Source organism: Synechococcus sp. PCC 6312, assembly GCF_000316685.1.
GTDB lineage: Bacteria > Cyanobacteriota > Cyanobacteriia > Thermosynechococcales > Thermosynechococcaceae > Pseudocalidococcus.
Genome location: NC_019680.1, coordinates 1,741,486 through 1,762,696, shown reverse-complemented (window position 1 = coordinate 1,762,696; position 21,211 = coordinate 1,741,486). Strand labels below are relative to the sequence as shown.

Annotated in this window: 21 protein-coding genes and 1 pseudogene; 11 read left to right on the top strand and 11 right to left on the bottom strand. The window is 47.1% G+C overall.

The window, feature by feature from the left end; translation table 11 throughout:
• Window positions 1–211: 211 nt before the first annotated feature.
• Complete coding sequence (locus tag SYN6312_RS19770) at window positions 212–367, bottom strand: hypothetical protein (RefSeq protein WP_015124461.1); 156 nt, start codon at window positions 365–367, stop codon at window positions 212–214.
• Window positions 368–607: 240 nt separating this feature from the next.
• On the opposite strand from SYN6312_RS19770, the gene SYN6312_RS08525 reads away from it, so the two are divergent.
• From SYN6312_RS08525 to SYN6312_RS08515, 4 genes are all read left to right on the top strand, one after another.
• Complete coding sequence (locus SYN6312_RS08525; RefSeq protein ID WP_051020987.1) at window positions 608–868, top strand: DUF4351 domain-containing protein; 261 nt, start codon at window positions 608–610, stop codon at window positions 866–868.
• A gap of 40 nt (window positions 869–908) precedes the next feature.
• Entirely contained in the window at window positions 909–1,049 is a 141-nt protein-coding gene (locus SYN6312_RS20565; RefSeq protein ID WP_015124460.1) for a hypothetical protein, read from the top strand.
• Complete coding sequence (locus SYN6312_RS20560) at window positions 1,046–1,204, top strand: hypothetical protein (protein WP_253276441.1); 159 nt, start codon at window positions 1,046–1,048, stop codon at window positions 1,202–1,204. Before SYN6312_RS20565 ends, SYN6312_RS20560 begins: the two co-directional genes overlap by 4 nt.
• A 281-nt stretch (window positions 1,205–1,485) precedes the next feature.
• Window positions 1,486–2,310 carry a Cfr10I/Bse634I family restriction endonuclease gene (locus SYN6312_RS08515; RefSeq protein ID WP_015124459.1) on the top strand — a complete coding sequence of 275 codons (825 nt, stop codon included), beginning with the start codon at window positions 1,486–1,488 and terminating at the stop codon, window positions 2,308–2,310.
• A 3-nt stretch (window positions 2,311–2,313) separates the two neighbouring features.
• Here the strand turns inward: SYN6312_RS08515 and SYN6312_RS08510 are convergent, their stop codons facing one another.
• Window positions 2,314–3,438, bottom strand: a complete 1,125-nt coding sequence (locus SYN6312_RS08510; RefSeq protein ID WP_015124458.1) for a DNA cytosine methyltransferase — start codon at window positions 3,436–3,438, stop codon at window positions 2,314–2,316.
• Window positions 3,439–3,841: 403 nt separating this feature from the next.
• Between SYN6312_RS08510 and SYN6312_RS20075 the strand changes: the two genes are divergently transcribed.
• On the top strand, window positions 3,842–4,009 hold the full coding sequence (locus tag SYN6312_RS20075; protein ID WP_015124457.1) for a hypothetical protein: 168 nt from the start codon (window positions 3,842–3,844) through the stop codon (window positions 4,007–4,009).
• A 15-nt stretch (window positions 4,010–4,024) separates the two neighbouring features.
• On the opposite strand, the pseudogene SYN6312_RS20555 reads toward SYN6312_RS20075, so the two are convergent.
• From SYN6312_RS20555 to SYN6312_RS08495, 4 genes and pseudogenes are all read right to left on the bottom strand, one after another.
• Window positions 4,025–4,156, bottom strand: a pseudogene (locus tag SYN6312_RS20555) (DUF2442 domain-containing protein); the annotation flags it as partial.
• A 150-nt stretch (window positions 4,157–4,306) separates the two neighbouring features.
• Window positions 4,307–5,449, bottom strand: a complete 1,143-nt coding sequence (locus tag SYN6312_RS08505) for a CO2 hydration protein (protein WP_015124456.1) — start codon at window positions 5,447–5,449, stop codon at window positions 4,307–4,309.
• 9 nt (window positions 5,450–5,458) lie between these two features.
• Window positions 5,459–6,952 carry an NADH-quinone oxidoreductase subunit M gene (locus SYN6312_RS08500; RefSeq protein ID WP_015124455.1) on the bottom strand — a complete coding sequence of 498 codons (1,494 nt, stop codon included), beginning with the start codon at window positions 6,950–6,952 and terminating at the stop codon, window positions 5,459–5,461.
• Between the two features lie 4 nt (window positions 6,953–6,956).
• Window positions 6,957–8,813 (bottom strand): NAD(P)H-quinone oxidoreductase subunit F, encoded by a 1,857-nt coding sequence (locus SYN6312_RS08495; protein ID WP_015124454.1) that lies wholly within the window; start codon window positions 8,811–8,813, stop codon window positions 6,957–6,959.
• A gap of 632 nt (window positions 8,814–9,445) precedes the next feature.
• On the opposite strand from SYN6312_RS08495, the gene SYN6312_RS08485 reads away from it, so the two are divergent.
• The 5 genes from SYN6312_RS08485 to SYN6312_RS08465 all read left to right on the top strand — a co-directional run bounded on the left by SYN6312_RS08485 (window position 9,446) and on the right by SYN6312_RS08465 (window position 13,168).
• A complete protein-coding gene (locus tag SYN6312_RS08485) occupies window positions 9,446–9,754 on the top strand; it encodes a carbon dioxide-concentrating mechanism protein CcmK (RefSeq protein ID WP_015124453.1) in 309 nt (102 codons plus the stop codon).
• Between the two features lie 137 nt (window positions 9,755–9,891).
• Window positions 9,892–10,233, top strand: a complete 342-nt coding sequence (locus SYN6312_RS08480; protein WP_012627077.1) for a carbon dioxide-concentrating mechanism protein CcmK — start codon at window positions 9,892–9,894, stop codon at window positions 10,231–10,233.
• Window positions 10,233–10,535 carry a EutN/CcmL family microcompartment protein gene (locus tag SYN6312_RS08475; RefSeq protein WP_015124452.1) on the top strand — a complete coding sequence of 101 codons (303 nt, stop codon included), beginning with the start codon at window positions 10,233–10,235 and terminating at the stop codon, window positions 10,533–10,535. Before SYN6312_RS08480 ends, SYN6312_RS08475 begins: the two co-directional genes overlap by 1 nt.
• Window positions 10,536–10,543: 8 nt before the next feature.
• Entirely contained in the window at window positions 10,544–12,514 is a 1,971-nt protein-coding gene (locus SYN6312_RS08470; protein WP_015124451.1) for a ribulose bisphosphate carboxylase small subunit, read from the top strand.
• Between the two features lie 33 nt (window positions 12,515–12,547).
• Window positions 12,548–13,168 (top strand): hypothetical protein, encoded by a 621-nt coding sequence (locus tag SYN6312_RS08465; protein WP_015124450.1) that lies wholly within the window; start codon window positions 12,548–12,550, stop codon window positions 13,166–13,168.
• 227 nt (window positions 13,169–13,395) lie between these two features.
• On the opposite strand, the gene SYN6312_RS08460 is transcribed toward SYN6312_RS08465, so the two are convergent.
• Entirely contained in the window at window positions 13,396–14,817 is a 1,422-nt protein-coding gene (locus tag SYN6312_RS08460; RefSeq protein ID WP_015124449.1) for a cation:proton antiporter, read from the bottom strand.
• Window positions 14,818–14,950: 133 nt separating this feature from the next.
• Window positions 14,951–15,952 carry an alpha/beta fold hydrolase gene (locus SYN6312_RS08455; protein ID WP_015124448.1) on the bottom strand — a complete coding sequence of 334 codons (1,002 nt, stop codon included), beginning with the start codon at window positions 15,950–15,952 and terminating at the stop codon, window positions 14,951–14,953.
• A gap of 54 nt (window positions 15,953–16,006) precedes the next feature.
• Between SYN6312_RS08455 and SYN6312_RS08450 the strand changes: the two genes are divergently transcribed.
• A complete protein-coding gene (locus SYN6312_RS08450; RefSeq protein ID WP_015124447.1) occupies window positions 16,007–18,283 on the top strand; it encodes an FUSC family protein in 2,277 nt (758 codons plus the stop codon).
• A gap of 332 nt (window positions 18,284–18,615) precedes the next feature.
• Here the strand turns inward: SYN6312_RS08450 and SYN6312_RS08445 are convergent, their stop codons facing one another.
• The 3 genes from SYN6312_RS08445 to SYN6312_RS08435 form a co-directional block, all read right to left on the bottom strand.
• Window positions 18,616–18,951: a hypothetical protein gene (locus tag SYN6312_RS08445; RefSeq protein ID WP_015124446.1), complete on the bottom strand. Its 336-nt coding sequence runs from the start codon at window positions 18,949–18,951 to the stop codon at window positions 18,616–18,618.
• Between the two features lie 62 nt (window positions 18,952–19,013).
• Window positions 19,014–19,718: a YafY family protein gene (locus tag SYN6312_RS08440; protein ID WP_015124445.1), complete on the bottom strand. Its 705-nt coding sequence runs from the start codon at window positions 19,716–19,718 to the stop codon at window positions 19,014–19,016.
• 28 nt (window positions 19,719–19,746) lie between these two features.
• Complete coding sequence (locus tag SYN6312_RS08435; protein ID WP_015124444.1) at window positions 19,747–21,147, bottom strand: dihydroorotase; 1,401 nt, start codon at window positions 21,145–21,147, stop codon at window positions 19,747–19,749.
• Window positions 21,148–21,211 lie beyond the last annotated feature (64 nt).

Sequence of the window (21,211 nt, the reverse complement as noted above, 5' to 3'; positions counted from 1 at the left end):
AACCCCCAATTTACGAACGGCCATAAACAGTCTTGGGAGTCAGCGTTGAAGCTCTCCAGCAGATTTATGGCTGTTTTTTATGTTTAAGGGTCTAATACGTTACGGTGCAAGTTGGGCGAAAGGAAATTTATGGGGAATCCATTGGTACAGGATGCGGTGATTACAAATTATGGCGGAATCAAGCCAGAGATTGAGTGCTGAGGTTAAATCACTAGCTCCAGAGGTTGATTAGCGATCCTTGGCCGGTTTTCGGAATATTTTGGTGGAATTGATCTGGAGCAAGTCTTTTCAGTTGGCGGGTATCATCTAGATAACTTTCAGAATCCCAGGCCATGACAGCAGCAATCATTGACATTGGTACACTCATTGTTCGTAATCCTGATATTTGTGGAAACCGGCCTCGCACTAAGGACACTCGAATTGGTGAAAACTGACAAACTATTTTATGCGATTTTTCTATTTCAGACTCGATTAATTACAGAGTTAATACCTGGCCTGCCGGAAAATTCTGTGGCGAATACGGCTGATTTTATGCCATGGTTTAGATTTGATTGAGGCTATATTAGGGAATAAGTTTCCAAATCTAAGTTTGGAGGAAATTCGTCAAATGCTCGGACTACAAGCAGAAGACCTCAGCCATACTAGGTTTTATCAGGATGTATTGCAAATCGGCCGAGAAGAGGGAGAGAAGTTAGGAGAATCAAAGTTAATCCTTCGTCAATTAGGGCTTAAGTTTGGCAGTATTGATGCTTCTCTTGAGCAACAGGTTAGGGCTTTATCTTCTGAGCGGTTAGAGTTACTGGGCGAGGCATTGTTGAATTTTCAGAATATTTCAGAACTCCAGGCCTGGTTAGTCAAACAAAATTAGCACAATTGAAGTTGTCTCCAATAAAGGTCAGTAGGCCAGTATGGCGTTATTAGAACGAGTCCAGGGCAGGCGAGAGGAAATTTACACGATTGCTGCATGGCCTGGGACGTTCAATGTCCGGGTGTTTGGTTCGGTGGTGCGGGGAGAGGATACGGTGGATAGTTATGTTGATTTTTTTTGATTGACTATGATGCGAGTCGGGTTACACCTTGGTTGACCGGTGGGTTATTGATGGATTTGCGGGATTTGTTGGGCTGTCGGGTGGATGTTCTGACAGAAAAGGGGATTAGTCCATTTATTCGGGAGCGGGTGTTGGGAGAAGCCAGGCCCCTATGAGTACAAAGGATGATAAGCTAGCTAAAATAAATATTCAAGGCTTAAGCAGTTACCAATGTAGTACCTTTCGTGAATGACAGAGTACGATGGCTTCAACCTAACAGACTTGCTTCAAAAAGTCTTGAGGAAAAGCAGAATATATTCTGTTCTTGATCCAATAAATAACTCGTAATAAATTTTAAAAGGACGTTTGGCATAACTTAAACTTAACTCATACTCTCTTTGTCGTCATACAGAAACCTATTACTTGAAATTGATTCGGGACTATCTAATTCATAACTATGGCAACATCAAATTCTAATACTCCCTACATGATTCAAGTTTTTTGTAGTTTGCGAAGTGGTAATTTTCCAAATCAAAATGATACTTTTAGAGGAATATTAGATTCTTTAGATCAAGCTGCTAGAGCTATTAATCCGTCAGTTTCACAGGGTTCACTGAATGTTTGCCATGGTGATTGGTATGAGTGGATCATTGCTAGAAGCTTGTGGAATTTCCGAATACAAAACAGAAAAAAGCTTATTGGATTACTATTGCCTAAAGTTTCGAGTTTCGATATTTCAAATTTATATACTCCAAACTTAAGCAATCACATAAATGATCTAAAACAAAAAGTGAACAACATAGCAGGTGTTCAGCTTATAACTTCAAATCCTGATTTTGTTGTTATTGATCCAGAGGAAATTGATGTTGACCCTTCTTTGAACTCTCACATTCATCAATTTACTTCAGATTCAATAAGACTACTACAGCAATCATATACTGGATTTATCGATCAATGTTCATTTAACAATATTGTTGCTTATTTAGCAGTAAAAACAAGTTTTAGATCTGATAGGCGTTTACAGATTCCCCATGAAGGTAGTCTTATGAAAGCGACCTATATACATTTGCAAACTAGAGAGTGGGTTATCAATCCAAAGGGTTTAAAGTATTATGCTGCGGCTTCGGAAGTAGGCCCTGCTGATAGAGATGCATTAAAGACAGTTGCAACCCACTCTATTACCAATGTTCAGAGTTTGCCTCAGGCTGCCGTTGATGAAGTTTTTGAGATTAACACACTACAGCAAGCTAATGATGCTTTTGAAAAAATATTGATTTATTAACAACTATTTAATGCTTTCCAGGAAATCACGAACTGTATTTGCAATACCTAAAGAAGCCAAATACGGTACGCCATTTCCAATTGTTTTAAACATATTAGACAAAGACATACTTTCAGGCAAACTAAACTCTGGTGGCAAAGATTGTATAGCTAATGCTTCAGCGACAGAAAGCCTTCTACTCTTGTATGGATGTAAATGAACTTCATTATTACCATATGCAGCTGTGGGGGAATATCGCCATCTGTGTAAGCGTTTATAGGATTTCTTGCTATCATCCCCTTCAGCAACAGTCTGAAATCTTATCAATCCAGCCCTCGGTTTAAAAAAATGATGGGCATTAGGATGATGTTCAACATTATTTTTTTTAAACCAATATTGGACAGTAAGTTGATGTAGTCCATTAAGATTTTCTGGCATAGATCTAAAGCTATCTTCTTCATAGACATCTGTAGACGGCCATAAAAATCGATTTAATACTTCATTTTTGTCGTATTTAATATATTTATCCCACTTGAAAGCGTCATATAGAGATTGCTGATGATTTAATCTTGATATAAGTGTCTTTTTAATGCCAAACATTATAATCCGATCTCTATTTTGCGGCACTCCAAACTCGATGCAATTGGTTAGTCTGTCGGTAAGAACATATCCATAGTTAGATAACTTATGTTTCAAGTTTTCATAGAATTGCCGATGACTTCTAGTTCTCCACAGCCCTTTAACATTTTCAAATACAAAGAAATCTGGCTGATTTTCAATAATAATATCAACATAAACCTTGGTTAACTTTCCATTGTCACCATATTGACCTTTATTTTTACCTCCAATTGAAAAATCAGGACATGGTGGGCCGCCAACAAAGCCAACCAGATTCACTTTTGATTTAGCATTATTTACTAACTTCTGAAGATATATCCTGCTATCACCACTGAGAAAAGATTCTATACTAGTTGAATCATATCCATATTTCGGAGGTTTTATCCTTAGTTGAGTTCTTGAATACTTATATGCCTCTAAAAAAGGGATATGATTCTCATTGACAAACTCAATGTTAAAGCTTGCACGTTCAAATCCTAAATCGAGAAATCCACAGCCAGAAAAAAATGAAAAAATAATGGGTGACTTCATTTTCAACGCTTTTTAATAAAATTGAGTCATCTACAGCTTGAGATAGTTGATATTTTTACGCACTCAGTACGTTATGTCAAGTAGTAAAGTTATGAATTCTAAGTTTTCAGAAAGTCTCAATGAGGCAAAGCAAAAGCTGGGTATAACCCAAGTAGAACTTTGTAGGATTTTATTTGACGTTCCTCATAGGACTTTGCAAAGCTGGTTGCAAGGAGAAAAAGAACCCCCATCATACGTACAACAGCTTATATTGTTCAGATTAAAAAAATATTGATCAAATAGTGTGTGGCCGGTAAAACTTGTTAGATAGAACCTTCTTACAGGTTGGACTGAATCCCAAAGCTTTGAGAGGATTGTGAGATATTTATCAAGACTATGCTCCTAATAATTGAAGGAAATTATTATGAAAGCCGTCAAAGCTATGGCCACCATTAACCATCAAGGCCAATTAACCCTAGATCACCCCCTAACCATTGATGAAAATAGTCGAGTTGAAGTAATCATTCTTGTTCCAGAATCAGACGCAACCGATGAACCCACCCAAGTCGAAGTATTAGCCGATTTTGCGTAGGACTAAGCGAGTGAGTTATGTTGTGGCGGCTGTCAAGGGCCTAGCCATCTTCATCAAGCCGTTTATGGATAAATCTTCATCAATCGGGGGCCAGTGAATCCCATATCCGGCGAGCGAAACTTGATAGATAGATCGTTCTTGTGGGCTGGCATTAGCTAATCATGATGAAATTTCAGAGATTGGGATGCGAGCAACTTGGTTATCTACCTTCAGGATTAGAACATCAGCCTCAAACTCCAGGCCATAAACATGGTAAAACTTAGTCATTTTTTCCCTCAAAGTCGCGATTGAGAAAGTTTAGGTGTTTTGAACTGTAATTAATTGTGAGGTTTGCAAGCGTTGGAGCCAGGCCTGGTAAAACTCTCCATTTGCCTCTTTCTCAGTCGAATTACTGGTATCCCAAGGGTAGGGCGTGAGTCCGGTAATAGCCGCAGTGGTCACACAAAACATAGACTTTTGAAAAGTTTCGCAAATTTTGACCCGCAGATCATCTTCACCCCGATTTTGTTGCTGATAAAACTTTAATAAGTAATCCGGGAGATAATGGCGCATATCCTGCATCACCAATGTCGGGGGAATTCCAGCCGCTCCAGTGGGGAGGGGATCCGCATACAAGGCACCATAGGCAAACTGATCTTGTTCTGGGGAAATTTGCTGGGCCTGGGCATTGTAAGAGACGGTGCCAAAGAAAGGTGTACCTCGCAAGAAAATGGCTTCCACATAGGGAACCGCCGTATCCATCAAAAAGGTTAACCCTGCACTGGCCGGGAGAATATCGTAGGTTTGCCCATCAATTTCCACGCTGTAGGTAATCGGTTTATTGGCATCAGCCACCAGGCCATTGCGGATATGGGCGACCACTTGGGGAATTGTCGTAATCCGGCCGGCATCATACTCATCACTCAGGGTGAGGAAAATTGGATACATCACCGTCCAAAACTGCCCCAGGCCGCTGTAGTAAGCCCATTGCCGCACGACTTCGGGGAGAAATTCGGGAAAGAGATAGTTCAGGAGTCGCATCATCGGATTATCAGCGGTCTTGGCCGCAATCGCTTTCTTCGCCAGGCCAACAAATTCCTCAGAATCCAAATAGGTATCCAGGCCCCCACCCCCATGCCAGAGCATCACCCGCAAGCAATATTCCGCATATTCAAAGTTAATTCGGTCATGGAACCAATGCCGCCAGAGCTTGCCCCAGCTAAATTCACCATTGAAATACTTAAAAAAGGGAAATAGCACCAAAAACTGATGGTCGGCGATGTAGATTAAATTCTCGGCATAGGCTTTCAGGACAATTCCATAGCTCTTGAGAATCCCGACTACTTCCATCACGTTTTGCGGTGAATCTGGCAGTAAGGCTTGACCCGATTGCAGGGCGTGAAAGACTTTTTCCAGTTGTTGTTGAGGATTTCTTTCGGTGGTGGGAGTCATTAAGTTCATGGCGGTAAACTAACGAGGCAAGGAGGTGAGCAGGGCCTGGGGGGCAGTGTGAAAGGCCGTTAAAAGGCTATCTGTATTTTGGCTCCACTGGATCAGCAAATTTGGTTGCAGGCCCAAGATAATAATCAAAATTGCAAGGATTACCCCCGGCCACCGCTCCCGAGCACTCACAGGCGGTAAATTAGCAAGCTCAGGCGTGAGTCGGCCAAAGAACACCCGGTTGACCAGCAGCAGAAAATACACCGCCGTTAAACCTGTCCCGACCATGGTTAAGAGGGTTTGAACCGGAAAGACAGGGAAACTACTGCGAAAGACCATAAATTCCGCCACAAAGCCAACCATCCCCGGAATCCCACCACTGGCCATCACCCCCGCTACCATCAACGTGCCAATCAAGGGTAAACCCCGCTCTGGATTCAACAGGCCCCGCAAAGTTTCGATATCCCGGCTTTTAGTTTTGGCATAGACGACTCCGACCAACAGAAATAATAGAGCCGAAATCAGCCCGTGACTAACCATCTGTAAAATCGCCGCCAATAAACTCAAGGGGGTTGCCGCGGCACAGGCCAGGAGGACAAACCCCATGTGACCAATGGAACTGTAGGCCACCATTTTTTTCATGTCTTTCTGGGCAATCGCCATTAACGACCCATACAAAACACTGACCACGGCCCAAGTTGCTAAATAGGGGGCTAACAGATGCCAGGCCTGGGGAAATAACTGCACCCCATAGCGAATCAGACCATAGGTTCCGAGTTTGAGTAATACCCCCGCCAGCAGCACCGAAATTGGGGTTGAGGCTTCCACGTGGGCATCGGGCAACCAGGTATGAAACGGCACGAGGGGAATTTTGATCCCCAGACCCGCGAGAATAAAACCCAACAAAATACACTGAGACACCACCGGCAAGGCTTGGGCCATCAAGGGGTCATAGTCAAAATTCAAGCCCCCGGTCAACCAGGCCAGGCCCAAGAAGCTACTGAGAATCAAGACCCCTGAGAGGGCCGTATAAATCAAAAACTTAGTCGCTGCGTAATTTCGCCTAGGCCCGCCCCAAATCGCAATCAATAAATAAAGGGGAATCAACTCAACTTCATAGAACAGGAAAAACAGGAGCAAGTTATCGGCTAAAAAGGCCCCGGACACGCCCGCATTGAGGAGCAAAATTAAGCTGTAGTAAAGGCGGGGACGGTTAATTTCTGAGGGACTGGCAAAGATGGCAATCACCGTCAAGAAGCTATTCAGAAAAATCAACGGCAATGAGAGGCCATCCACGCCCAAGCGGTAATTCAAGCCTAAATTGGCCAGCCAATCAAGATTTTCCGTTAACTGCGCGCTGGTCTGGGCAAGATTAAATTGTTGACCGACTACGGCTGTCCAGGCCAAGACGATGCCACCAATCACTAAAGCAATGATGCGATAGGTCGGACTAGATAATTTCGAGGGAAGGAGGAACAGGGTTAAACTTCCCAGCAGGGGTAAGAGCAATAACAAACTCAGCATTAGCCTAACCTCCCCAGCCAAACGTCATGCCCAGCGGTTTCACCAAAAATAGCCCTGCCACCAACAACGCTGAAAAAATTAAGATTAAATAGGCTTGGGATTGACCGCCCGTTCCATATTTGAGAAATTCTCCCCCCGCCAAGGCCGCCCGCCCGGTCAAATTCACAACATTATCCACCACATAACGATCTAGCCAGGTACTCAACTGCGAGAGGATTTGCACACCCGCCACCACCGTCACCCGATAGAGCCGATCCACATAAAAGTCATAGGCAAATAAATCCTGTAAGAAGCGCAATTGTCCCTGCAATGGTCGAGACCAAGTTCGGTTTAAGTTCACCAGGCCCCCAGCCGCCATGCCAATAATTCCCGATCCGGTTAACAAAACCACGGCTGTCCAGTCCAAATCTGCGGCCAGCGGTAACAGTTGGAATCGGGCCAAAATCACCGGGACTAAAACACACAAAATCGTCAAACTCACGAGCGGCACAGCCATCGGCCAAGGCACTTCTGGGGCCCGGCGGGTTTTGGGTTGAGCTTGCCCGAGAAAAACTAAGCGCATCATCCGCATCAAGTTCAGGGCAGTTAAAGCATTGACAATCAACATCACCGCCACAAGGCCTGGATTCTCAAAGCCGACCCGCGTGATCACCCGATAGCCCGCCCAAAAGCCCCCCAAGGGCAATACCCCAACCAAGGCCGCACTGCCGACCACAAATCCTGTCACCGTTGCAGGCATTCGTTTTCCCAGGCCCCCCAGTTCTGTTAAATCCTGGCAGTTGGTGGTATTGATCACACAGCCCATGGTCATAAACAAGAGGGCCTTCGCAATCCCGTGGGTCAACAATACTAAATAGGCAACATTAATCCACTGACACCCGACTGCGACAAACACCAACCCCAAATAGGCACTGGTGGAATGGGATAAGGCCCGCTTAACATCAATTTGCGCCATCGCCACCAAGGAAGCCCCGATTGCTGTCACCGCCCCCAAGGTTATTAAAATGACATCCGAACCGTAGCAGTGGACTAAAATCGGCTGGAGCTTAATCAGGACATAGGCCCCCGCTCCCACAACGACGGAATTTCGCATGATTGAAGCCGGGTTTGGCCCCTCCATCGCCTCATCCAGCCACAGGTGCAACGGAAATTGAGCGCACTTCCCCGTCGGCCCAGCAATCAAGGCTAACCCTAATAAAAAGCCCAGGCCTGGGGATAAATTTGCGTTTTCAGCCCAATCGTAAAGAACTGGAAAATCTAAACTCCCGGCCTGGGTGGCTAAGGCGACTACCCCCATTAACAGGAGAATATCACCCACTCGCTTGGTCAAGAATGCATCACGGGCCGCCGTCACCACCAAGGGTTGCGCATACCAAAAACCGACTAACAAATAGGTCGAAAGGGTTAGCAACTCCAGCAACATATAACTGAGCAAGAGGGAATTACTCAGGGCCAGGCCACTTAATGCCGCCTCAAAAAATCCCATTAAGGCAAAGAACCGCCCCAGGCCCCAGTCTTTTTCCATATATCCGAGGGCAAACAGTTGGGCCAAAAGACTGAGGCCAGTTACCAATTCCATCGCCCCGACACTTAAGGGCGTAATACTCAGCGGGAAGGCAATATCCAGGCCTGGGGCACTCAACCAATGCCAAATCAATTCCGTTGGCCCCGTGGCCTCTAGGATCCGGAATACCAACAGGCCATGGACAAAAGCAATAAACGTCAAGGAAAAGTTAAGATAAGCAGCCGGGCGCGGACCAGTCCGTTTTATCCAGCCCGTAGCCCAAGGTAAAGTAGCCAATGCCCCCAGCAGTCCATAGCAGGGAACTAACCAACTTGTTGCCACTAAAATATCGGCCATAAGCTATTGCTGCCTCTTTTCAATCATCCCCAACCCTGCCAAACTCAATGCCAGTTCTTGCCCGCTCAGGAATTCCTCAATAAACCTCATCCTAACTCTTGACTTGTCTCCAAAACCCCTTTTCATGCCCCCAGGCCTGGTGAATTAGGTATGGGTTATTCAAAGAATCACAACATCAGGAAAATAATCACAAACTTTCATGTCACTATATTGCAAATAGTAGATAGACTTAAGCTTATTGAAATCGCTTTTATCATTGACAAGTCCTATGGGAAGAGCAATTCACGGGTTCTGTTGTTCCATAATTGGCGCACAGTCAATGACAAAATAAACAACAATAGGTTAATCTCTATTTTTGCTGATTGCTAACTGAGACCAGTCCGGTCACAAATCAGAAATGGATTAGGTTTTGTAATCATCACAGCCAGAAATCGTTATCGGGGATTCTGTTGTCAAATGATCCCCCTAAACCTACTCTTAATAACAGATAGGTAAGACGGCCTCCCCGTCAACTGTGGAACCTAGTTCCCGCAGATGATTTAAGTTTGACCGTCTTAAAATGCCAGGCGGCCCATAGTCGTTGTGGAGTTTATTAACAATTTTAGCTTCATTTTTTCCAGGAGAATTAACTGATGCCAATTGCTGTAGGAATGATTGAAACCCGCGGGTTTCCGGCCGTAGTTGAGGCCGCTGATGCAATGGTGAAGGCCGCCCGTGTTACCCTCGTTGGCTATGAAAAAATCGGGAGTGGTCGAGTAACTGTGATTGTTCGGGGTGATGTCTCCGAAGTCCAGGCCTCGGTTGCCGCAGGTGTTGAAAACATTAAGCGGGTGAACGGCGGGGAACTGTTGTCCACTCACATTATTGCCCGTCCCCATGAGAACTTGGAGTACGTCCTCCCAATTCGCTATACCGAAGCGGTTGAACAGTTCCGAAATTAGCGAAATTGTTAGAATGTTGCCTTAAATCTAACAGAAGTTTTCACAGGAACTTCAGGCCTGGCAATAATTCACCTATTTTGATTTTATTGCTTGTGAATTGACAGTTTTTTGATCCCAAAATCTAGGAGTTATTAACAATGGCAATTGCAGTTGGAATGATTGAAACCTTGGGTTTTCCCGCCGTAGTCGAAGCCGCTGATGCAATGGTGAAGGCTGCCCGTGTCACTCTGGTTGGCTATGAAAAAATCGGCAGTGGTCGGGTGACGGTGATTGTGCGGGGCGATGTCTCGGAAGTCCAGGCCTCAGTCGCAGCCGGTATCGAAAACGTCAAACGAGTTAATGGTGGTCAAGTGCTTTCAACCCACATCATCGCTCGTCCCCATGAGAACTTGGAATACGTCTTGCCCATTCGCTACACCGAAGCGGTTGAACAGTTCCGGGAAAGTGTTAGCGGTATTCGTCCCCTAGGCCGGCCATAATGCAAATTGCTCAAGTCCGCGGCACCGTCACCAGCACGCAAAAAGAAAGCAGTCTCACGGGGGTTAAATTCCTCGTGGTACAGCTTCTTGATGAACAGGGTGAGCCAATTCCAGGGTATGAAGTGGCCGCCGATACCGTGGGGGCTGGGGCCGCGGAATGGGTCTTGATCAGTCGCGGCAGTGGGGCCCGACAAATTGCGGGGGCAGTTGAAAAACCCATTGATGCCGCAGTTGTGGCCATTATTGACACCGTGAGTTTAGATAACGGCCTGCTGTATAGCAAACGACAACAATACTACTAAGAATAAATATGGCAGTGCAAACCTACCCGGCTCCTCCTACCCCTTGGTCAAAAGACTTAGCCGAACCCCAGATTGACTCCTCCGCCTATGTCCACGCCTTTACTAATCTGATTGGGGATGTGCGGGTGAAGGCCGATGTGCATATTGCCCCCAGTACTTCGATTCGGGCTGACGAAGGGACTCCCTTTTATATCGGGCCTGGCACCAACATTCAGGATGGGGTAGTGATTCATGGCCTGGAACAGGGGCGTGTGCAAGGGGATGACGGTCAGGAGTATTCTGTCTGGATTGGTGAGGATGCTTCCATTACCCACATGGCCTTAATTCACGGGCCATGCTACATCGGGGCAGAGTGCTTTATTGGCTTTCGCTCAACGGTATTTAATGCCCGCCTTGGCAAAGGCTGTATCGTCATGATGCACGCCTTAGTCCAGGATGTTGAGCTACCTCCGGGGAAGTATGTGCCATCGGGAGCCGTGATTACCACCCAGGCCCAGGCTGACCGCTTACCAGATGTAGAAGCCACGGATGTCCACTTTGCCCAGCACGTTGTCGAAATTAATGATGCTCTCCGGTCAGGGTATCGCTGTGTGGATAATGTCGCGTGTATTGCCCCTCTCCGCGATGAACTCAAAACCGGCACCGCCAAATCCACTCCACAGAAACAGGTCAAACATTTAAGCAAGCAGGGTAGTACTATGGGTTTAACGTCAGAAGTGGTCTCACAAGTCCGGCAACTGTTGCAACAAGGCTTTCAAATTGGTACGGAACACGCTGACCCCCGCCGCTATCGAATCAATTCCTGGCATACCTGCGCCCCGATTACCGCCAGCCGTGAGCCGGATGTGGTCGCAGCCCTGAATACCTGTTTAGCCGAACACAGTGGCGAATATGTCCGCTTGATTGGGATTGACACCAAAAACAAACGTCGGGTTTTAGAGCAAGTCATTCAACGGCCGGGAGATGTCCCAACTACAACATCGTTTACCCCTGGAGTTTCCAGCCGTCCGGGCACAACATCTGCACCTAGCTCCTCTGGGATCGATAGTTCGGTTATTGGGCAAGTCCGGCAACTATTGCAACAGGGCTATCAAATTGGCACGGAACACGCCGATCCCCGCCGCTATCGGATTAATTCTTGGCATACCTGCGCCCCGATTAGCGCTACCCATGAATCCGGGATCATTGCTGCGTTGAATACCTGTTTAGCTGAACACAGCGGCGAATATGTCCGGTTGATCGGAATTGATACGAAAAACAAACGCCGGGTTTTAGAGCAAGTCATCCAACGCCCAGGCCAGGCTGCCGTGATCCCCTCTACCTCTGGGGGAAGTCATGCCGCAGGGGGCAGTAGTGCTGTTAGTGCAGACAGTGACCTCAATACTCAGGTACAGGATTTAATTCGCCGTGGTTGTCAGGTGATGACCGAATATGCCGATGCTCGCCGGTTCAAAACCAGTTCTTGGCACAGTGGGATTAAACTCTCCCCAAGTAATGCCATGTCCGAGCTACAGGGATTCTTAGCCGCCCATCCCAAGGATTATATCCGGTTGATTGGGGTGGATGCCAAAGCCAAAACTCGGGTCACCGAAACCATTATTCAACGACCCCAAGGCGCGCCCGGTAGTAAATCAACTACTAATGGCAAAACAGCTAAGAGCAAAGGTTTTGCTGCCCCTAGCCCAACCCCAAGTTCCAGTAATGCCAATGGCTTCAGTGCCGATGTGGTGGCCCAAATTCGCCAACTGCTGCAACAGGGTTATCAATTAGGAACGGAACACGCTGATGTCCGCCGCTATCGCACCAGTTCTTGGCAAAGTGGCCCGGTCATCAATGCTCGCCATGAGGGAGAAGCTGTTGCAGCTTTAGCGGCCTCTGTTCAACAATTTTCTGGGGAATATGTCCGCTTAATTGGGATTGACCCGAAAGCCAAAAAACGGGTGGCAGAAGTGATCATCCAACAACCGACAAAGAAATAAGTACGTTTGCCCTATTTCGGGAGGCTGGCCTTGATGGCTAAGCACTTACCGCCCCTGGCCCCACTCAATTATCCCCAGGCCCATTGTGTGGGAGAGGTATTCATTCATCCCCATGCCGTGATTGCCTCTGGGGTGTTGCTCTGGGCCGAATCAGGAAGCCGCCTAGAAATTGCTGCCGGGGCCTGTATTGGGATGGGTACGATTCTCCACGCCCAAGGGGGCAAGATGGTGGTGGCAACAGGAGCTAGTTTGGGAGCGGGAGTATTGTTTATTGGCTCTGGTGAAATTGCCGCCCAGGCCTGTATTGGGGCTGCCACAACCTTAATCAATACTTCTGTGGCCGCTGGAGCCGTGATTCCGCCTGGATCCCTATTGGGTGATACAAGTCGGCAAGTGCCCATTTTAGAAAATTCAACCCTGGAGCCGCCCCAGGATAGCCCAGAAATTGCCCCACCATCTCCTTCACTAACTACTGAACCTTTGGAGGAACCAGCATCTAGTCCGCCAGAAGCTCCAGTCATGAAAACAAACCAAGAAACCCTAGATGTTGTGACTGAGGCAACAGAGCAAATTACTGAGACCTCCACTAAGACAATCTATGGGCAGGTTTATGTGAATCAGATGTTGCAACATATGTTTAATCGCTCTCCTTGACCAGAACCGCCACCTGACCCTTGGCAAACCTAGGGCGCGTCATCTCCGAACATTGGCGTTCGCCTACTGAAGGTACAGCAAGGCTCTACAGTCCTGTCTAAATCTGATGCTTGTCCGGGTGTGAGATAGAAGCTTGTTGGATTGCCGCAGGCATCGCAGCTTGTCTAAATTATTGATGCCCAACGCCCTAGCTTACCAATCTTCACAATATTGTTTCTTGGCTCTGCCTAGGATTCTGACTCTCCGGCTTCACTGGCAATAGCGAGGCCCTCTTCTGTGGCTAAGGCGGGAACAATGACGGCGGCAGGCTTAAAGACAATTCGCAACAGGGGCGGGGCGACAAAGGTAGTAATGATGACCATCGCAATAATGGCGGCATCCAAGGATTTAGAGAGAACCCCACTAGCTGTCCCGACTGCGGCAAAAATTAAGCCTACTTCCCCCCGTGGCACCATCCCGACCCCAATCGCCAAGCGGTTAATCCCCGGCCGGCCAAAGACAGTTAAGCCAGTTACCATCTTGCCTAATATCCCCACCACAATCAAAAAGGAGGCAATAATCAGGCCTGGGCGGTTTTCAGGGACGAGGGGATTAAGGACACTAATATCGGTTTTCGCCCCCACGCAGACAAAGAAAATGGGCACAAGCATATCAGCAATCGGCACAACCTGTTCTTCCAACTCCCGCCGTCGTTCCGTTTCTCCCAAAACCAGGCCAGCCGTGAATGCCCCTAAAATTGCCTCCAATTGTAATGCCACCGCCACATAGGCCAGAGCAAAGGCAAAAATGAGGGACGGAATCAGTAAGCTACCCCGAGTTCCCAAGCGATCCACCAGGCCGAGGAAATAGGGACTGAGCAATCGTCCTAAAACAACTGATCCCACCAAAAAGACGATGGAACTGATGATCAGATAAACAACATTACTAATCTCTACGGTTCCGGTTTTCGCCAAGCTAGCCACCACGGCCAAAACAATGATCCCCAAGATGTCATCTAGTACCGCAGCACCAATAATAATCTGCCCTTCCGGGGAACTCAGTCGTTGCATTTCCGCTAAAACTTTCGCCGTGATCCCAATACTGGTCGCTGTTAGAGCCGCCCCTGCAAAAATCGCCGGAATCGTATCAATATGAAAGAAGTAAATTAGCCCAATCGTCCCGGCAATAAAGGGTACAGCCACCCCAACTATGGCTACCACAGCCGCCTGTAAGCCTGCTTGTAAGAGTCCGGGTAAGTCTGATTCCAGGCCAATTTCAAACAAGAGGATAATCACCCCAATTTCCGACATCACCGAGATGACTTCACTACAGGTTTGGCTAATCAGGGCTGTTAAATCCGGTTCCATGCCCGCCGTTTGTTGCAGCAGGGTAGAAATTAGCGAAGGCTCAACGGCCCCACCTTCAGAAAACACCAAGAGATGCAAAACAGAAATCCCAACGATGACACCGCCGACCAATTCCCCCAACACCGCCGGGAAGTTAATCCGCAGGCAAATTTCCCCCCCCACCTTACTAGCAAGATAAATCACGACCAAGCTCAGGAGCACCGCAGCCAAGATCAACGGCCCTGTTTCGGCGGGATCAGCTTCAAGAGCCAGATCAGCCCAGAGGGGATGGGAGAAGAAGGGAAGTAAAGACGGTAAAGGCATAAGTTGTAGATTTTGTTGGCAGATTTACCCTAGTTTATGATGAACGTCCCCATCGTCAAGCCCTGAGTCCCGCAGACAATCTTCGAGTTGCGACTAGAGTTACCCCAAATTATCCTTCGCAAGCGTTCTTAAATTAGCCCTTGACTTCACGTTCAGAGTCGAGAGGGTGAGGATCAAGTATGACTCTGGGGGGGGCAGATTCTGAACTGGGGGTGGGGCCACCATGCCGAGCTAACCATTCCTGAAGGATGGGATTGACTAACTCTGGGGCTTCGTCTTGGGGGCAATGGCCAACCTGAGGCAGGGGAATAAAGTCCTCAACCGTGGGGTAGGTGGCCCAGGCCTGGCCGAGGGTAATGGGTTCCCAGGGATCTGCGTCTCCCCAGAGAATCAGCACAGGAGATTGGACTTGGGGTAAAAGGTCTTCGGCAAGAGGGCCTTGGGAGTAGGTAACAAAGGCCAGGAAAACATCGGCTGCGCCCTGATCTTGAGAAGGCTGATAAAGGAGTTCTACCAGTTCATCGGTAATGGCAGCAGGATTGACATAGGCCTGGTGGAGCACCTTGCGGATCACATTTCGGCGAGCTAAACGATGAAAGAACCAATTGCCGAGGGGCTTAAATTGGAGAATTTGCTGCAACACTCCGGCTCCCCACTGACGGTAAAAGGGGAGTGATTGGCGTTTTTTCTCATGGAGTAGGCGCAGAGAGCAATTTAAGAGGGCCAGGCCCCGCACCTGATCCGGTCGATCCACCGCTGCCTGTAAAGCCACCACACAACCGATGGAATTTCCGACTAAAAACGCTGGCTCACCAATCATTTCCTGAATAAAGTCACTCACTAAGGCGGCCCAGGTGGGAAAGGTATAACTCAGTCCCGAGGTGGGTTCTGGTTTCGCCGACTGACCAAAGCCAATTAAATCGAGGGCATAAACACGGGCTGATTGAGCCAAGACGGGGATATTTTTGCGCCAATGTAAACTGGATGCCCCAAACCCATGAATTAAGACCACTGCTGGGCCAGACTCGCCTGCTTGCCGATAACAAATGGGATGGCCACGCCAACTCCAGGCCTGGGGTAATTGTTGGCAGACAGTCTGGGATGCAACGACTGGAGTGGAAGATAGGTTAACCATCAAAGCCTACTTTTTTCGTCCTACCCTATAGTGATAACCAATCCAACTAAATTTATGTGGATTTTCGCCCAACTCAGACAACGCTGGCAGTTAGATCCGCGCTTACTTCGGCAAGGAGCCATAACCGCCATTGCTGTGATTGTTCCCTTAATGCTTCAAATCATGACTGGGGCCGTTGAGTGGAATTGGGCGGCCTGGGGAGCCTGTTATGTGGGGATTGGGGATCCGGGGGGAGCCTATCGGCGGCGGGCGATTACCTTGCTGGCCATTGCCTTGGCAGGGGGGTTGAGTATCGGGGTCGGTATTTTAATTAGCGGGGTTTTGGGTCTGACCCTGTTTTTGATGTTTATCTGGGGCTTTAGCTGTGGCTTTCTGGATGCTTTTGGCAAAGAGGGGAATTTAGCCGGGGTGTTAATTGGTTGTTGTTTTTTATTTGCGATCCACGCGAGCGATCATTCCTGGGCCAATGCCGTCTCTTCAGGGGGAGCTTACGCCTTAGGAGGGCTTTGGGCAACCTGTTTAGCTCTCTTGGCCTGGCCCCTGCAACCAGAATTACCCTTCCGCCAGAGTGTCGCCCAAGTCTTGCGGGGAGTCACCCATTATCTCCAGGCCGGGGTTCAAACACCACCGGATCTCCTTCAATTCCAGGCCATCACCCTCGAAAATCGGCAACGAATCCTGAATGCCCAAACAATTCTGACGCAAATTCATTTGCCCAAGCGACCCAAAACAGCCGCACAGATACAAAAACACCAGAAAGTCACCTACCTTGCAACGCTTCTAAAACTGAGTGAGCAACTGTATCTAGCCATTCTGATGTTGACAGAAATTTTGCAGCGGCAACGGTCAAATTTATTTCAGTCTCTCTGGTCGGATATTTATCAAGATATTAATCAATTAATTCTCAATCTTAATCAGATCACAGAACAAGTCGAACAAGTCAATCATCATTTAGAGCAATTTGATTTAACCGCAAAAATTGAAAAGTTGGATCAGAAATTTGAACAGCAAAAGTTAATTACCTTTCAGGGAGCCGATCAATCCACTGCCTATGATGAATCCCTAGAGTTAAACTATGCTTTATTATCCCTGAAACAAATCGCCCATAATCTCAACCAAATCTATAACGTTTTCACAGGCACGATCACTCCAGACTCCAATGACTTGGTGCGTCAATTTGAACCTACTCTCATGTGGTGGAAAGTCTTAAAAAGCCATTTTACGTTGGATTCTGTGATTTTTCGCCACGGTTTACGGATCGCGATTGGCACGACTCTGGTGGTTGCGATTTATAATGCCTGGAATTTACCCTATGGCTATTGGATGGCGTTGACCGTATTAGTCATTCTTAAACCCCATTATAGTGATGCCTCTAAACGGGGGGGACAGCGGGTTTTGGGCAGTGTGGGCGGGGCATTAGGGGCAATTCTCCTAGTCAGTTATGTGCAGAATCCCTACATTCTCATGCTGTCTATGATTCTCCTGATTGTCCTGATGGTGGGCTTTCTGCCGGTTAATTACTTTGTGTTTGTCCTGTTATATACCCCGATTGTGATCATTATGGATAGTATTGATAATCCCTTCACGGCGGGCCTGGCTGATAGTTGGATATTGGGGGAATTACGACTACTGAATACATTGATCGGGGCCTGTGTGGCATTTGCGGTAAATTATATTGTTTTGCCTCAATGGGAACCGAAACGATTAAGCTCTCAACTGGCAGAACTATTAACCACGTTATCGCGTCTATTGGCAATGGTTTTAACTGGGTATCAAGACAATCAATCAATCTCAACTCAAGATTTACTTGCAATTCAACAACAAACTCGACTGAAATTGAGTAACATTCACCAGGCCTGGCAACGATTTCTGAATGAACCCCACTCCTCCCCCCAGGAAATTCAACTGGTTGAACAATTGCTTCATTACAGTCAACGTCTGTTTATTGCCCTCAGTCTGTTAGGAAATCATTTATTACAATTTCAAAATCAGTTTTCTATGCCTAACCTAACGATGATCACGAATCAACTGACGGCAATTTTGGGCAATTTAATCGCCGCTTTACTGTCCGATGTTCCTCTGATTCCATTTCCCCAAGAGCTAATCCAAGAACTCGCAGCATTGGAAACAGATTTAGGACAACTTCGCCAACAACGAATTCGGGAACTCAAGCAACAGCAACTCGAAACTCCAACTCGGCAAGCAATTATTGATGACACCCTCATAGTCGAGCAACTCCAAATCATGACTCGCAGCCTCCAAGCTCTCCACAATATTCTTCAACCCCTACTCTTAACCTTGCCCAGGCCCAAGCCTCAACGAAAAGAATAGACTCCAGACACATTGAGTAAATAGTTCTGCCAAAGGATTGGCTCGTTATTCTACTACATACGTCAGAGGGGAATTTTGGCAATTCGGTTGATCCACTCTTCTGAATTTGATACTGACCAAAATCGAAATATCCATAACTTATTTAAGCTTGTGTCCCATCAAGGTTCCAGCTTAAGTCGAGGAGATATCTTTTACAAAAACTTCACGAGCACTAGGACATTTTACAGCATGCATAAAAAATAAAGCCACCCTCAAATATTACTGCTACCTATAAAAAAGTTGAGGGACACTCCGCTCTAGGTTTGCCCCTCATGAATGCTAGATTAGCTTGGTTACTTGATACGCTCGAAGAACTGAAGATTGACTGAGCCTTCTTCGATTTTCTCTAAATAGGAGAGACAGTCAGGAGCAAAGGGGCCAGTTCCCCATTTGGCACAAAGTTCAGCAGCTTGAGATTGACTATCGGCAAAGACAACATCCACATAGATGCCATCGACTCCCCTTAATAAAGCATGTCCCAGAAAACCCGCTTCATTAGCGTAGAGACCCTCAACCATTTGATCGACAGCTTCAAATAACTTAGTTTCAGAAATACCCGGTTTGAGTCTAAATGTCGAAAACTCCATGCCTCCAAAAGCCGGGATATCAGATAGTACCTTCAGTTCCATAATTTTTCCTCAATTGCTTGATCCAAAAATCAGCGTAAAACAGGGTTCCTGACAGCCTCATGTCAGTGGGAGAAAGATGACTTTAATTTCCAGGACTTGGCTTGAGCGTGCATATATGCGGTTAGACTGATTTCTTGCTCAGAAGGCTTAGCGTCCGCGGCCAAATCGAGGTGTTGAATTCGATCAAGACGGAAATCTCTGTATGCGCTTCTAAGTAAACACCATGCCCCAACTGTCCATTTTTCACCCCAGTAAAATATCCCCAGAGGAAATACAGTTCTTTTGGACATCTGATCGCTCAAATTCAAATATATGATGTTGATTGCTTGCTGGTTTTGGATTGCTCGATAAAGCTCATCCCAATGCCTTAATGTTTGCGTGTTTGAAATGTTATTTAATGCCCTGACGGTCGTTAGATTAGCCTCAACAGTGCGAGGGGGTAGTGCTGCTTCAATTTTGCTTAAAAGAGTTTTTGCTGCCATTGTTAGCTCCGATCCAGTCGCTCTAGAAACCATTTCCACTCCGAGAATCAAAGCGTCGAGTTCATTTGGATTCAGGGTTAGCGGCGGCAACTCAAAATTTTCATCCATTAGATAGCCAACACCAGGCTCACCATATATTGGAATCCCACTAATGGAAAGGTCGTCAATATATCGATAAATTGTACGCACGGAAACACCAATTCGTTCCGCAAGACTCTCGGCTGTAATGGGTTGATTAGATCGGACTAAGTTCACCACTTGGAAAAGACGGTCGGCTTTCCTCATTTAATCTTTCGATTTATTGAGCAGAATATTAAATATTAAATTCTAGAGGGTTTCCCCGCACATCTGTGTTGAGTTTGCCGTTTCCATAAGCGACTTGCCCACCCACAATCGTATAAACCGGCCAACCTGTTAAGTTCCAGCCTTCAAAGGGACTCCAGCCGCATTTGGTAAAGAGTTCTTCCCGCACCACAGGTTTATAGGTGTTCATGTCCACTAAAATCACATCGGCATCATAGCCCGTTGCAATCAAGCCTTTGTTGGGAATTTTGTAGGCCTGGGCCACGTTGAACGACATCCATTGAGACACTTGAGCGATGGTGCATTTTCCCTGCTTGGCCTGGGTCAGCATTAAGGGTAAAGCCGTTTCTACGCCGGGCATTCCTGAGGGGGCATTCGCAGGCTCTAGAAAAACAGTGGCGGGGTGTTCGGCCAGGGGTTCATCAATCACATCTTGACCCTTTTCCGCCAGGGTATGGGGGGCGTGATCTGTGGCGATAAAATCCACAACACCATCCACAAGGGCCTGCCATAACACCGCTTGATCCTGGGGAGATCTCAAAGGCGGGTTCATCTTGGCCAGGGTGCCAATGGTTTCATAAGCATCGGTATTCAAAAATAGATGTTGGGGCGTAACTTCAGCCGTGACCCAGGCCGGTTTATCGGTTCTCAGCAATTCCGCTTCTTCGGCGGTGGACATGTGGAGGATATGGAGGCGGCGGTGATATTTTTTCGAGAGTTTGAGGGCCAGTTGGGTGGCATTGAGGGCAGCCTGGTTGTCTTGAATCAGGGAGTGAATTGCGACATCTGTTCGTCCAGCAAACTCTTGGAGACGGGCTTTGATGCGGGCCTGGTCTTCGGCATGAACGGCAATTAAACGGTTTTCATAGTTGGAGTCACTCAGATCACGATAAAAAATTGGCTCTAGGACTGCCTCTTGATCCACTAACAAATCCCCGTGCATGGATCCCATAAAAATCTTGATGCCCGGCGTTGGGTTGGCGGTGCGTAAATCCGGTAAGTTTTCGGCCGTCGCACCAATGAAAAATCCATAATTTACCAGAGACTTTTGGGCAGCCCGCTGGAGTTTGTCTGTCAATGCTGCTTGTGTGATCGTCAGGGGATTGGTGTTAGGCATTTCTAAAAAAGAGGTGACTCCCCCGTGGGCACAGGCACAACTGGCGGAAAATAAATCTTCTTTATGCTCCAGGCCAGGTTCGCGAAAATGCACCTGCGGATCAATCACCCCCGGCATTAAGACTAGACCCGCGCCATCAATCACCCGTAAATTTTGCAAGCTGGCGGTTTCAAGGTCAGGCCCAAGCTGGCTAATTTTTCCCGCGTCTAAGAGCACCTCCACCCGACTTAACCCCTCTGGCAGGAGAACTTCGGCATTTTTAATCAAAATTTGGGAAATCGGGGTAGTTGTCATCGGGAGGATCCAAGTTTTCTCAACCCTAGCCAATAAAAAACGGGAGCAGCAACCCACCCCCGCA

Bases quoted from the DNA above. Each gene is read 5' to 3' on its own strand.
- SYN6312_RS19770 (WP_015124461.1), bottom strand. From the start codon at position 367: ATGAGTGTACCAATGTCAATGATTGCTGCTGTCATGGCCTGGGATTCT.
- SYN6312_RS08525 (WP_051020987.1), top strand. From the start codon at position 608: ATGCTCGGACTACAAGCAGAAGACCTCAGCCATACTAGGTTTTATCAG.
- SYN6312_RS20565 (WP_015124460.1), top strand. From the start codon at position 909: ATGGCGTTATTAGAACGAGTCCAGGGCAGGCGAGAGGAAATTTACACG.
- SYN6312_RS08515 (WP_015124459.1), top strand. From the start codon at position 1,486: ATGGCAACATCAAATTCTAATACTCCCTACATGATTCAAGTTTTTTGT.
- SYN6312_RS08510 (WP_015124458.1), bottom strand. From the start codon at position 3,438: ATGAAGTCACCCATTATTTTTTCATTTTTTTCTGGCTGTGGATTTCTC.
- SYN6312_RS20075 (WP_015124457.1), top strand. From the start codon at position 3,842: ATGAAAGCCGTCAAAGCTATGGCCACCATTAACCATCAAGGCCAATTA.
- SYN6312_RS08505 (WP_015124456.1), bottom strand. From the start codon at position 5,449: ATGAACTTAATGACTCCCACCACCGAAAGAAATCCTCAACAACAACTG.
- SYN6312_RS08500 (WP_015124455.1), bottom strand. From the start codon at position 6,952: ATGCTGAGTTTGTTATTGCTCTTACCCCTGCTGGGAAGTTTAACCCTG.
- SYN6312_RS08495 (WP_015124454.1), bottom strand. From the start codon at position 8,813: ATGGCCGATATTTTAGTGGCAACAAGTTGGTTAGTTCCCTGCTATGGA.
- SYN6312_RS08485 (WP_015124453.1), top strand. From the start codon at position 9,446: ATGCCAATTGCTGTAGGAATGATTGAAACCCGCGGGTTTCCGGCCGTA.
- SYN6312_RS08480 (WP_012627077.1), top strand. From the start codon at position 9,892: ATGGCAATTGCAGTTGGAATGATTGAAACCTTGGGTTTTCCCGCCGTA.
- SYN6312_RS08475 (WP_015124452.1), top strand. From the start codon at position 10,233: ATGCAAATTGCTCAAGTCCGCGGCACCGTCACCAGCACGCAAAAAGAA.
- SYN6312_RS08470 (WP_015124451.1), top strand. From the start codon at position 10,544: ATGGCAGTGCAAACCTACCCGGCTCCTCCTACCCCTTGGTCAAAAGAC.
- SYN6312_RS08465 (WP_015124450.1), top strand. From the start codon at position 12,548: ATGGCTAAGCACTTACCGCCCCTGGCCCCACTCAATTATCCCCAGGCC.
- SYN6312_RS08460 (WP_015124449.1), bottom strand. From the start codon at position 14,817: ATGCCTTTACCGTCTTTACTTCCCTTCTTCTCCCATCCCCTCTGGGCT.
- SYN6312_RS08455 (WP_015124448.1), bottom strand. From the start codon at position 15,952: ATGGTTAACCTATCTTCCACTCCAGTCGTTGCATCCCAGACTGTCTGC.
- SYN6312_RS08450 (WP_015124447.1), top strand. From the start codon at position 16,007: ATGTGGATTTTCGCCCAACTCAGACAACGCTGGCAGTTAGATCCGCGC.
- SYN6312_RS08445 (WP_015124446.1), bottom strand. From the start codon at position 18,951: ATGGAACTGAAGGTACTATCTGATATCCCGGCTTTTGGAGGCATGGAG.
- SYN6312_RS08440 (WP_015124445.1), bottom strand. From the start codon at position 19,718: ATGAGGAAAGCCGACCGTCTTTTCCAAGTGGTGAACTTAGTCCGATCT.
- SYN6312_RS08435 (WP_015124444.1), bottom strand. From the start codon at position 21,147: ATGACAACTACCCCGATTTCCCAAATTTTGATTAAAAATGCCGAAGTT.